This window comes from Burkholderia sp. BCC1998 (assembly GCF_905339875.1).
Classification (GTDB): Bacteria; Pseudomonadota; Gammaproteobacteria; order Burkholderiales; family Burkholderiaceae; genus Burkholderia.
Genome location: NZ_CAJPHE010000022.1, coordinates 1 through 12,272, shown reverse-complemented (window position 1 = coordinate 12,272; position 12,272 = coordinate 1). Strand labels below are relative to the sequence as shown.

The 12,272-nt window shown below is 67.0% G+C and carries 10 protein-coding genes and 1 pseudogene; 6 read left to right on the top strand and 5 right to left on the bottom strand.

Annotation, left to right across the window (positions count from 1 at the left end):
* The first annotated feature begins 18 nt into the window (after positions 1-18).
* The 5 genes from U5A56_RS29385 (at position 19) to U5A56_RS29365 (ending at position 4,087) form a co-directional block, all read left to right on the top strand.
* A complete protein-coding gene (locus U5A56_RS29385; protein ID WP_124572153.1) occupies positions 19-696 on the top strand; it encodes an ABC transporter permease in 678 nt (225 codons plus the stop codon).
* A gap of 13 nt (positions 697-709) precedes the next feature.
* Positions 710-1,405 (top strand): ABC transporter permease subunit, encoded by a 696-nt coding sequence (locus tag U5A56_RS29380; protein ID WP_321925918.1) that lies wholly within the window; start codon positions 710-712, stop codon positions 1,403-1,405.
* Positions 1,406-1,449: 44 nt separating this feature from the next.
* On the top strand, positions 1,450-2,619 hold the full coding sequence (locus U5A56_RS29375) for an aminotransferase class I/II-fold pyridoxal phosphate-dependent enzyme (protein WP_321925916.1): 1,170 nt from the start codon (positions 1,450-1,452) through the stop codon (positions 2,617-2,619).
* Positions 2,620-2,723: 104 nt separating this feature from the next.
* On the top strand, positions 2,724-3,653 hold the full coding sequence (locus U5A56_RS29370; RefSeq protein WP_321925915.1) for a homocysteine S-methyltransferase family protein: 930 nt from the start codon (positions 2,724-2,726) through the stop codon (positions 3,651-3,653).
* On the top strand, positions 3,650-4,087 hold the full coding sequence (locus U5A56_RS29365) for an Lrp/AsnC family transcriptional regulator (protein ID WP_044848460.1): 438 nt from the start codon (positions 3,650-3,652) through the stop codon (positions 4,085-4,087). The genes U5A56_RS29370 and U5A56_RS29365 overlap by 4 nt, the downstream gene beginning before the upstream one ends.
* A 129-nt stretch (positions 4,088-4,216) precedes the next feature.
* Here U5A56_RS29365 and pntB read toward each other — a convergent pair whose 3' ends face one another.
* From pntB to U5A56_RS29340, 5 genes and pseudogenes are all read right to left on the bottom strand, one after another.
* Positions 4,217-5,632, bottom strand: a complete 1,416-nt coding sequence (pntB, locus tag U5A56_RS29360) for a Re/Si-specific NAD(P)(+) transhydrogenase subunit beta (RefSeq protein WP_321925913.1) — start codon at positions 5,630-5,632, stop codon at positions 4,217-4,219.
* Positions 5,633-5,645: 13 nt separating this feature from the next.
* Positions 5,646-7,250 carry a Re/Si-specific NAD(P)(+) transhydrogenase subunit alpha gene (locus U5A56_RS29355; RefSeq protein ID WP_321804162.1) on the bottom strand — a complete coding sequence of 535 codons (1,605 nt, stop codon included), beginning with the start codon at positions 7,248-7,250 and terminating at the stop codon, positions 5,646-5,648.
* A gap of 457 nt (positions 7,251-7,707) precedes the next feature.
* Positions 7,708-8,298, bottom strand: a complete 591-nt coding sequence (locus U5A56_RS29350; RefSeq protein WP_321925911.1) for a dimethylsulfoniopropionate lyase — start codon at positions 8,296-8,298, stop codon at positions 7,708-7,710.
* A pseudogene (locus U5A56_RS29345) lies at positions 8,291-8,725 on the bottom strand (M24 family metallopeptidase); the annotation flags it as partial. The pseudogene U5A56_RS29345 and the gene U5A56_RS29350, both read right to left, overlap by 8 nt.
* A 10-nt stretch (positions 8,726-8,735) precedes the next feature.
* On the bottom strand, positions 8,736-9,866 hold the full coding sequence (locus tag U5A56_RS29340) for a hybrid-cluster NAD(P)-dependent oxidoreductase (RefSeq protein ID WP_321925909.1): 1,131 nt from the start codon (positions 9,864-9,866) through the stop codon (positions 8,736-8,738).
* 558 nt (positions 9,867-10,424) lie between these two features.
* Between U5A56_RS29340 and U5A56_RS29335 the strand changes: the two genes are divergently transcribed.
* Positions 10,425-12,215: an acyl-CoA dehydrogenase gene (locus U5A56_RS29335; protein WP_321925907.1), complete on the top strand. Its 1,791-nt coding sequence runs from the start codon at positions 10,425-10,427 to the stop codon at positions 12,213-12,215.
* Positions 12,216-12,272 lie beyond the last annotated feature (57 nt).

Sequence of the window (12,272 nt, the reverse complement as noted above, 5' to 3'; positions counted from 1 at the left end):
ACACGGAGCGACATTACGATGGATATCCTGGTGAACTACGGCGCGCAGATCGCGGCTGGCGCGCTCGTCACGCTGGAGCTGGCGGTCGCCGCGCTGTGCGTCGGCATGCTGCTCGGCATCGCCGGTGCGTCGGCAAAACTGTCGAGCCTCGGGTGGCTCAGGCATGCGACCTATGCGCTGACCAATTTCCTGCGCGGCATTCCCGAGTTCCTGATCCTGTTGATCTGCTACTTCGGGCTGTCGCATTTTCTCAACGCGCAATTCGATGGCGCCGTTGTCATCAGCCCGTTCTCCGCCGGCGTGATCGCGCTCGCCGTGGTGTTCGGCGCGTACTCGTCGGAGATGTTCCGCGGCGCGTTCAGCGCGGTGCCGGCCGGACAGATCGAGGCCGCGCGCGCGTACGGGATGACACGCCTGCAGACGCTGTGGTACGTGCGGCTGCCGCAGGCGTGGCGCATCTGCCTGCCGAGCCTGAACAACATGTGGCAGAACCTGCTGAAGGACACGTCGCTGGTGTCGATCGTCGGGCTCGAGGACATGTTGCGCAAGGCCAACATCGCCGCGCAGTTCACCAAGCAGCCGTTCGTCTTCTACGTGGCGGTCGGAGTCGTCTATTTCGGCTTTCTCGCCGCATCAAACCCCGTGTTCGCGTGGCTCGAGCGCATTGCGGGCCGCGGTTACGCAGCACGCACCTGAGGAGGGCCATCTGATGAACGACTTTGTTTCCCTCATCGCGCAGTCCGGCCCGGACGTCGCGCGCGGCATCTGGATCACGCTCGAGCTGCTGGTGCTGTCATGCACCCTGGCGTTCGCGCTCGCGGTGCCGCTGGCGGTCGCGCGCACGTCGGCGTGCCGCTGGCTGTCGACACCGAGCCGGCTGTTCATGTCGGTGTTTCGCGGCACGCCGCTGCTGGTGCAGATTTTCGTGCTGTATTACGGGCTCGCGCAGTTCTCGATCGTGCGTGCATCGCCTCTGTGGCTGCTGGTCGGCGGATCGTTCTCGTGTGCGTTGTGCGCGCTGACGCTCAATCTCGCGGCCTACATGGCCGAAGACATCCGCGGCGGGATCGCCGGCGTCCCCGCCGGCGAGAAGGAGGCCGCGCTCGCGTTCGGGATGAGCCGCTTCATGCTCACCTGGTTCGTGATCGTGCCGCGCGCGATCGGCATCGTCGCACCGACGCTCGGCAACGAGATCGTGCTGCAGCTGAAGTCGACCGCGCTTGCCAGCACGATCACCGTGCTCGACCTGACCGGTGTCGCGCGACGCATCTCCATCGAAACCTATACGACCGACGCGCTGATGCTGGCCGGCATCGTCTACGTCGGTATCACGGCGGTGCTTTCGACCGTGCTCAAGCGCGTCGAAGGTCTGCTGAATCGCCATCTGGGCAGCGTGCGTGCCTGACGGGCGCCGCATGAACGCGACACAACGAACGATCCGAGGACGACATGGGATACAAGCTTGAAACGCTGGCGCTCGCCGCGGACCGCGACGTGACCGACGAGAAGTCGGTCGCGCCGGCGATCCACTATTCGGCGGTGTTCAAGGCAGCCGGCAGCGAGGAATTCGCGGAGATGTCGAGCGTGCCGCAGCATCCGCGCAACTACACGCGCTACGGCAATCCGGTTCACGAGCGCGTGAAGGCGGTCATGGCGGAGCTCGAGGGCACCGAGACCGCGCTCGTCACGGCATCCGGCATGGGCGCGATCGCGACCGCGATCCTCAGTGTCGTGAAGGCCGGCGATCACGTCGTCGGCCAGACGCGTCATTACATGAGCACCACGAAGCTGCTCGACGACATGCTGCGCCGGTTCGGCGTCGAGGTGACGTTCGTCGACCAGACCGACGTGGCCGCGTTCGATCGCGCGATCCGGCCGAACACACGGCTGATCGTGCTCGAGTCGCCGGTCAATCCGCTGCTGCTCGTGACCGACATCGCCGCGGTGACCGAGATCGCCAGAGCCCGCGGCATCCTCACGCTCGCGGACAACACGTTCGCGTCGCCGATCAACCAGCAGCCGCACCGGCTCGGTGTCGACATCGTCGTGCACAGCGCGACCAAGTATCTGGGCGGCCATCACGACCTGACGGGCGGCGTGATCTGCACGAGCCGCGTGCTCGCCGAGCAGATCTGGCATACGCACATCACGCTCGGGTCGGTGCTGTCGCCGATGGACGCGTGGCTGCTGCTGCGCGGGCTGCGCACGCTGCCGATGCGCGTCGAGCGGATCAATGCGAACGCCCAGGCGCTCGCCGAATTCCTCGAAGCGCACGCGAAGATCGAGCGCGTGTTCTATCCGGGCCTGCGCAGCCATCCGCAGCATGGGCTCGCGTGCCGGCAGATGCGCGGTTTCGGCGGCGTGGTCGCGTTCGGCGTGCGGGGAAGCTACGGCGAAGCGCAGCGCTTCGTCGAGGCGCTGCGCCTGCCGCTGAATGCAGGCAATCTCGGCGGCGTCGATTCGCTCGCGATCCATACGGCATCGATGTGGGCGGGCACGATGTCGGCGGAGCAGATGCGCGCTGCCGACATCCCGCTCAATTTCATCCGCTATTCGGTCGGCATCGAGCACATCGACGACCTGAAAGGCGATATCGCGCAAGCATTGGAGCAGATCTGACACGGACCCGCGCGCACGCTCGGTCGACGCCCCACGCGCGTCGCACCGACCTTTGAATCGATGCGGGCACGAGCTGCGCGGATTGCAACGACGGAGCACGGACTATGCAAGACATCACGGTACTCGACGGCGGCATGGGGCGCGAACTGGCGCGCATGGGGGCGCCGTTCAGGCAGCCGGAATGGTCGGCACTCGCGCTGATGGAAGCGCCGCATTACGTCAGCCTTGCGCACGACGCGTTCATCGCGGCGGGCGCCGACGTGATCACCGCGAACAGCTATGCGGTCGTGCCGTTCCATATCGGCGAAGCGCGGTTCCGTCGCGACGGTGTCGCGCTCGCGGCACTTGCCGGGCAACTCGCGCGGCAAGCGGCGGACCGCGCAGCGCGGCCCGTGCGCGTCGCGGGATCGCTTCCGCCGACCGGCGGTTCCTACCGGCCCGACCTGTTCGACGCGGCGCGCGCGGATGCGATCCTGGCGACGCTCGTCGACGGGCTCGATCCCTACGTCGACCTGTGGCTGGCCGAGACGCAGAGCCTGACCGACGAGATCGGCGCGGTCCGGCGTGCGCTCGGTGCGAATCCGAAGCCGCTCTGGGTCTCGTTCACGCTGCGCGACGACGTCGACGCAGGCGCCACGCCGGTACTGCGATCGGGACAGACGCTCGACGAAGCGATCGACGCCGCCGTGTCCGCGCGCGCGACCGCGCTGCTGTTCAACTGCAGCCAGCCGGAGGTGATGGGTGCGGCGATCGAGACGGTGCAGCGCACGCTCGCGAACACCGGAACGTCGCTCGCGATCGGCGCCTATGCGAACGCGTTTCCGCCTCAGCGCGCCGATGCGCGCGCGAACGAGGAACTCGACGGCCTGCGCGGCGACGTCGATCCGCCCGGCTATGCAGGATGGGCGGAGCAGTGGCTTGGCCTGGGCGCGCGGATCGTCGGCGGGTGTTGCGGCATCGGCCCCGGCCACATCGCGGCATTGCGCGACGCGGTCGATGCGCGCGGCGCCGCGCACACCGGGTTCGGCCAATGAAGATCGACGGCCTGGACCAGAAGATCATCGACGCATTGTGTGCCGATGCGCGGATACCGCTCGCGGTATTGGCCGACCGGATCGGTCTGTCCAGGCAGGCGGTCCGCAACCGGATCGACCGGCTCGAAGCGCTGAACATCATCGCAGGCTATACGGTGCGGCTCGCATTGCCCGACGATGTCGTGCCGGTGCGCGCCGTGATGCTCGTGTATCGCCGGGACCGGATGCGCGGCGCGGACGTGCTCGCCGCGCTCGAGCGGATCGCCGAGGTGCGCGATTGCGCGGTCCTCAGCGGCGAAGTCGATTTGCTGGTGCAGATCGAGGCGGCCACGCACGAGCGCATCAGCGACATCTGGGCAACGATCAGCGCGCTGGACGGCGTGCAGAACATGACGACCAGTTTCGTGCTCGACTCCGTCGTCCACAAGCGCTGACTGAACCGGCGCAACGGGAAAAGGGCAGGCGGGGGAGGCTGCGCGTCGTCCGGTTCGGCGTCCGCGACGGCGTATCGAAGCCACGCGGCGCTGGAGCGGCTTGCTGCCGCTCCGCGCGCGTGGCCGTACTCAGGCTTTCAGTGCGCCGAAGATTTCATTGAGCATCGACTTCGCATCGCCGAACAACATGCGGTTGTTGTCCTTGTAGAACAGCGGATTGTCGACGCCCGCATAGCCGGACGCCATGCTGCGCTTCATCACGATCGACGTCTTCGCCTTCCACACTTCCAGCACCGGCATGCCGGCGATCGGGCTCGACGGGTCGTCCTGCGCGGCCGGGTTCACGATGTCGTTCGCGCCGATCACCATCGACACGTCGGCTTCGGGGAAGTCGCCGTTGATCTCGTCCATCTCCAGCACGATGTCGTACGGCACCTTCGCTTCGGCCAGCAGCACGTTCATGTGCCCCGGCATGCGGCCCGCGACCGGGTGGATCGCGAAACGCACGTCGACGCCCTTCTCGCGCAGCAGCTTCGTCAGCTCGAACACCGTGTGCTGGGCTTGCGCCACGGCCATCCCGTAGCCGGGCACGATGATCACGCGCTTCGCTTCGCGCAGCAGTTCGGCCGTCTCCGCCGCGCTCACCGCGACCGCTTCGCCGGCCGGCAGCGCGGCGCCGCCGCCGGCTGCCGCCGGTGCGCCCGCGCCGCTGCCGAAGCCGCCCGCGATCACGCTGATGAAGTTGCGGTTCATCGCGCGGCACATGATGTACGACAGGATCGCACCCGACGAGCCCACCAGCGCGCCGATCACGATCAGCAGGTCGTTGCCGAGCATGAAGCCGGTGGCGGCTGCCGCCCACCCCGAGTAGCTGTTGAGCATCGACACCACGACCGGCATGTCCGCGCCGCCGATCGCCATCACCATGTGCACGCCGAACAGCAGCGAGATCACGGTCATCACGACGAGCGGCAGCATGCCGTCCTGGATGCTTTCCGCATGCAGGAACGCGCGGCCGTAGTAGACCACGATCAGCAGCGCGGCCAGGTTCAGCCAGTGCCGTGCCGGCAGCAGCAGCGGCTTGCCGCCGATCTTGCCCGACAGCTTTCCGAACGCGATGATCGAGCCCGCGAAGGTGACGGCACCGATCAGGATGCCGACATAAATTTCCACTTCGTGGATCGCCTTCTCGGCGCCGGTGAACTGCAGCGACGTGTCGATGTAGCTCGCGAAGCCGACGAGGCAGGCCGCGAGACCGACCAGGCTGTGCATCAGCGCGACCAGTTCCGGCATCTGCGTCATCTGCACCTTCTTCGCCGCGTACAGGCCGACCGCGCCGCCGACGACGAGCGCGGCGATCACGTACGGAATGCCCGCGGCCGACACGCGCGGCCCGGCCACGGTGGCCAGCACGGCGATCAGCATGCCGATCATGCCGAGCAGGTTGCCGCGGCGCGCGGTTTCGGGGTTCGCGAGGCCGCCGAGGCTCAGGATGAACAGGATCGCGGCGCCGATATAGGAGACGGTAGTCAGGTTGGAAGTCATTATTGTCGTCCCCTTATTTGCGGAACATCGCCAGCATGCGGCGCGTGACCGCGAAGCCGCCGAACATGTTGACGGCCGTGAGCGTGAGCGCGCCGACCGCGAGACCGAGGATCAGCCCGGACGGACGATCGCCGGCGTTGGCCAGCTCACCGAGGGGCGGTGCGACCTGCACGAGCGCGCCGATCGCGATGATCGACGAGATCGCGTTGGTCACGCTCATCAGCGGCGTGTGCAGCGACGGCGTGACGTTCCAGATCACCATGTAGCCGACGAAGCACGCGAGCACGAACACCGTGAAGTGCGACAGGAAGCTCGCCGGCGCGAACTGGCCGACCAGCAGGAACGCCAGCGCGCCGATCGCGAACACGATCGCGAGCGCCTTGGCCGACATCGGCTCGCCGCTGTGGCCATGACCTTTCGACTTCGCCGGCGCCGCGACTGCCGCGGGTGCGGCCGCTGCAGGCTTGGGCGCGACGGCCGCCTGCTTGATCGGCGGCGGCGGCCACGTGACGTTGCCTTCCTTGATGACGGTGAGGCCGCGGATCGCGTCGTCGTCGAAGTCGACGTTGATCGTGCCGTCCTTGGCCTTGCACAGCTCCTCGATCACGCGCAGCAGGTTGGTCGCATAGAGCGTCGACGACTGCCGCGACAGGCGCGACGCGAGATCGGTATAGCCGACGATGGTCACGCCGTGGCGCACCACGGCTTCGCCGGGCACCGTGAGTTCGCAGTTGCCGCCCTGTTCGGCGGCCATGTCGACGATCACGCTGCCGGGCTTCATCGACTGCACCATCTCGGCGGTGATGAGCTTCGGCGCCGGCTTGCCGGGGATCAGCGCGGTCGTGATGATGATGTCGGCGTCCTTGGCCTGCTGCGCATACATCGCGCGCTGCGCCTGCTGGAAGCCCTCGCTCATCACCTTCGCGTAGCCGCCGCCGCCCGAGCCTTCCTCTTCGTAGTCGACCTTGACGAACTCGCCGCCCAGCGACTTGACCTGATCGGCCACTTCCGCACGCGTGTCGTTCGCGCGCACGATCGCACCGAGGCTCGCGGCCGTGCCGATCGCGGCCAGACCGGCCACCCCTGCGCCGGCGATGAACACCTTCGCCGGCGGGATCTTGCCGGCCGCCGTGACCTGGCCGTTCAGGAAGCGGCCGAACGCATGCGCGGCCTCGATCACCGCGCGATAGCCGCTGATGCCGGCCATCGACGTGAGCGCGTCCATCTTCTGCGCGCGCGACAGCGTGCGCGGCAGCGAGTCGATCGCCAGCACGGTGGCGCGCTTCGCGGCCAGCTGCTGCATCAGCTCGGGATTCTGCGCGGGCCACACGAAGCCGATCAGCGTGCCGCCTTCGCGCATCAGCGCGACTTCGTCCGCGCTCGGCGGGCGCACCTTGAACACGATGTCGCTGCCGGACCAGAGCTCGGCCGCCGTGGCGGCGATGCTCGCGCCGGCCGCGCGATACGTGTCGTCGTCAAAGTTCGCGCCGGCACCGGCGCCGCTTTGGACGGCCACCGAAAACCCCAGCTTGATCAGTTTCTCGACCACCTCGGGAACGGTCGCAACGCGCCGTTCGCCGGTGGCTGTCTCCAGAGGAACCCCAATCTGTAATGTCATAGTGTGAAAGATGGGTGATGGCCATCGCGAAGCGCTCGGGCCGGTGCGTCAAGGTAACAGAATCATGTGTGTGTTTAGTGGCTCGCGCGACGGTTCGCATTAAAAATGGAACGACCGTTCGCTGGGCGCGAATAGAGTATGCCCGATAACAACGGCGCCATCGAGGACACAAAATCGTCGAACGCGTCTTCTGCCGTGATGTTGCGTTTTATCCACGCGCGGGCGACGTCGCGTCGGCCGAATGGAGGTTGACGATGCGGTCGGAGCGCGACTTCCGCCGTGCGGCGCGGCTGCGTGAGCCGGCCGTCGCGCGGCGGGACTGCATGGGCTTCCCATAACCGGCTTCTTGCTCGGGTTCCCATGGCCGGCTCCCATTGATGATTCCGACCGGCCGGTAGGTCAATGGCCGGCCGCTTGTCGCAGGCGAATCCGTCGGCACCCCGCGTCGATCGTCGGATCAATTCAGCAGACACCATATCGCGAGGAACGGCGCGTTGCCGGACCGCATCGCATGCAGCGCGCCGGGCGGATTGTGGATGCCGCCGCCGATCCCGGGATCGAACCATGCGCCGTTTTGCTGCCGGAATTCGCCGGCGGTCATGAGCACGTACGCTTCCTCCGGTGCGTGACCATGATCCGGATATCTGACGCCGGGCATCATCAACGAGAAGCCGAGCTGAATGTCGTCGCGGCTTTCGGCGCCGCCGGGCCCGCAGATCATCCCGTTTACGTGCCCATCGATGTAGTTCGGGCTGCCGTCCTTGCCCGACGTGCGACGCGACCAGCCGATCTCGGGTTCGAGCGCCTTGATCAGCCGTGCGACGGTGGCGAACGTCGGGTCGACGCGTGCGACCGACTCGAGCGCCGGATCGAGCCATTCGCAGGCGGGGTAGCGCACCGCGAGCCGCGCGCCGTTATCCGACGGGGTCTGCAGCCGCGCGAATACTTGCGGCGCGAATGCACGCGCGGCGGGCGGAAGCTTGTCCGACTGAAACAGGTCGCCGGCGACCCGGATGAAATCCGCGATGTGCTTCGGGCGTTCACTCATCCTGGTCTTTGCTCCGGTGCTCGTTTGGCATGATGAGATGGAAGTCTACGGAGAAACGTGCCGACCCGGACAGCGAAAAAGGGCGGCCGATTTGGTGCTGGCCGCCATGCGCGTGCCGCGGTTGCCGTCCGGCCAGCGGCACGCGCCGCAATCGACGGCACATCACGCTGCCGCCTTCGGACTGCCGGGGCCGCAGCAGATTCATATTGAAATGGACCTGTGCGTATGCGAATTCGTACAGCTTGCGCTGTTCGTCCGACGGACGGCCGTCGCCGACGAGCCAGGTGCGGGAGATGTCCGAGCAGTAACCGTGCGGCCCGACCAAGTCGGTGTCGAACGCGAGCAGGTCGCCCGCCTGCAGCACCCGCGACGAACACCGATCCGGACACGTGCGAACAAGGCCCGTGAGCGTGCCGTGCGCGTCGTCTGCCGCCGGACTAGAGCTCCAGCACGAGGTCCGACGTCGGGCGGCTGCAGCAGAGCAGCCGGAAACCCTTCTGCACTTCCCGGTCGCGAATCCCGCCGTTGTGCCGCATGTCGACCGTGCCGTCGAGCACCTTCGTCTTGCACGTGCCGCAGATGCCCTGGCTGCAGGACGACGGAATCGCGACACCGGCCTTCCTCGCTGCCGACAGCACGGTGTCGGCGGCGTTCATCGTGAACGTCTTCGACGAGTGCGCCAACCTGACCGTGAACGTTTCCGACGACGATTCGGCAGCGGGGGCGGCCAGTGTCGGCGCGACGCCGGCGCCGATGTCGAAGCTTTCCTGGTGATAGCGTGCGGGATCGTGTCCGCCGCTGCGCAGGACGTCGCGCACGGCATTCATGTAGCCCGCCGGGCCGCAGGTGAACGCTTCGCGCTCGGCGTAGTCGGGCACCTGTTCGGCAAGCAACGGCAGGCTGAGCCGGCCGATCGGTCCCGGCCAGTGCGCTTCATCGCCGGCACCTTCACAGACGAAGTACGTGCGAAGGCGCGGCGACAGCGCCTCGAGCCGCTGCAGCTCCTTGCGGAACACGATATCGGCGGGCGTTCTCGCGCTGTGGACGAACACGATATCCAGGTCGAGCCCGAGATCGATGCTCGCACGCGTCATCGACATCAGCGGCGTCACGCCCGAGCCGGCGGACAGGTACAGCAATCTGGCGGCGGGTGCCGCCGTCGGCGTGAAGCTGCCCGACGGGCCGTAAGCCGGTAGCTGGCTGCCGGGCTTCATGTTGTCGTGCAGCCAGTTCGACATGATGCCGCCGGGCACGCGCTTGACCGTGATGGACACCAGATAGGGACGCGTCGGCGGCGACGAGATCGTGTAGCAGCGCTCGACCGGCTGGCCGTCGACGTTCGCCGACACCGTCATGAACTGGCCGGGTTCGAAGCGAACGGGCGAGCCGTCGCCTACACGAAACTCGAAGCTCCTGACGTCATGCGTCTCGTCGACGACGCGGCAGCACGTCAGCATCTGCTGTTCGCCGCTCGCCCAGGTTCTTCCGGTGCTGTCCCAGGTGCCGGGATCGGAGAGTCGGTCGTATGCTTCGGGTGCGGGATCGAACATGCTGTCGACGGAGTTCATGGCATCGCTTCCTTGGGGCGCGTCGCACGTTCGGCGTGCGCGCAGTCGTTCGCGAAAGCCGGGCCTCGATGACGGGCGTGTATCGCGCCTCGTTACGATGGTTCGCTCCGTACCCGGATTGCCTTCGCTGTGCGCCGAGTATTGGCGAGCCCTGAAACAGCGTCAATGCGCTTTATTTTCCGGGCGGCATTACGTCAGGTTATGCGTGACGTGTGTCCATACGAACAGCGGCCCGGCCGTCAACGACGAGGCCGTTGCCGATGAATCCCTTGCATGCGATGTTGACCGGATAGAGGGTTAACCCCTGATTCTCTGCCGGCACGCCGATCGCGCGTCGCGTGTGCTGCAAACGGCACCCGAACCCCCGCCCGGACGCCCGTTTCCGCCATCGCCCCGCGCATCGTGTGGCCGGTTTTGTCACCATGTGGGCCGGATATGACAATGGAAAACCGCCGGCACGGCATTACGATGGGCCACGACGTCGCCTGGCGCTGGCCGGTTTTGCCGCAGCCGCCCGGGCCGCGCGCCTCATTCACCGCCTGATTTGGAACATCGACCATGAGCTATAACGCCCCTGTCAAGGACATGCTGTTCGTGCTGAAGGAACTCGCGGGCATCGACGCCGTTGCGCAGTTGCCGGGTTTCGAGGACGCCGGCTACGACACGGCGCAGGCCGTGCTCGACGAATCCGCGAAATTCTGCGACGAGGTGCTGGCGCCGCTGAACGTCGAGGGCGACCGCAACCCGAGCAGCTGGAAGGATGGCGTCGTGACCGCGACGCCGGGCTTCGGCGCCGCATTCCGCCAGTTCGTCGAAGGCGGCTGGCAAGGTCTGCAGCATCCGGCCGAATACGACGGCCAGGGGCTGCCGAAGCTGATCGCGACGCCGTGCATCGAGATGCTGAACGCGGCGAACCTGTCGTTCGCGCTGTGCCCGCTGCTCACCGACGGCGCGATCGAGGCGCTGCTGACGGCCGGCACCGACGAACAGAAGCAGCGCTACGTGCCGAAGCTGATCTCGGGCGAATGGACCGGCACGATGAACCTGACCGAGCCGCAGGCCGGTTCGGACCTGGCGCTGGTGCGCTCGCGCGCCGAGCCGCAGGGCGACGGCACGTACAAGGTGTTCGGCACGAAGATCTTCATCACGTGGGGCGAACACGACATGGCGGACAACATCGTCCACCTGGTGCTCGCGCGCACGCCGAACGCGCCGGAAGGCGTGAAGGGCATTTCGCTGTTCATCGTGCCGAAGTTCCTGGTCAACGACGACGGCTCGCTCGGCGCGCGCAACGACGTGCACTGCGTGTCGATCGAGCACAAGCTCGGGATCAAGGCGAGCCCGACCGCGGTGCTGCAGTACGGCGACAACGGCGGCGCCATCGGCTATCTGGTCGGCGAGGAGAATCGCGGCCTCGAATACATGTTCATCATGATGAACGCCGCGCGCTTCGGTGTCGGGATGCAGGGGATCGGCGTGGCCGACCGTGCCTACCGGAAGGCCGCGGAATTCGCGAAGGAGCGCGTGCAGAGCCGCCCGGTCGACGGGTCGGCCAAGCAGTCGGTGACGATCATCCATCACCCGGACGTGCGCCGCATGCTCGGCACGATGCGCGCGCTGACCGAGGGCGCGCGGGCGCTCGCGTACGTCGCGGCCGCGCACAGCGACATTGCCCACCGCCATTCGGACGAGGCGACGCGCACGCGTCATCAGGCAATCTACGAATATCTGGTGCCGGTCGTGAAGGGCTGGAGCACGGAGATGGTGAACGACGTGGCGAGCCTCGGCGTGCAGGTGCACGGCGGGATGGGCTTCATCGAGGAAACCGGCGCCGCACAGTACTACCGCGACGCGCGGATCCTGGCGATCTACGAAGGCACGACCGCCATCCAGGCGAACGACCTGGTCGGCCGCAAGACGATGCGCGACGGCGGCGCGGTGGCGAAGGCGCTGATCGCGGAGATCGGCGACACCGTCGCGGCGCTCGGCAAGGTCGACGGCGCGGCGGCCGCGTCGATGAAGGCGCAGCTGGAGAAGGGTGCGCGCGCGCTGTCGACGGTGGTGGACTACGTGGTCGCGAACGTGAAGCAGGACCCGAACGCGGTGTTCGCGGGCAGCGTGCCGTACCTGAAGCTGGCGGGCGTCGTGCTGTGCGGATGGCAGATGGCGCGCGCGCTGCTGGCGGCGCACGCGAACCGCGCGAGCGACACGGCGTTCTTCGATGCGAAGATCGCGATCGCACAATGCTATGCGGAACACGTCCTCGTGCAGGCAGGCGGGCTCGAAGCGTCGATCGTCGGCGCGAAGGGCAACGAGAGCGTGCTCGCGTTGACGGAAGACCAGTTCTGACCGTAACGGTCGGGGCGCAGGAGGAGACAGGATTTTGACCACACAGGACTTGCTCGC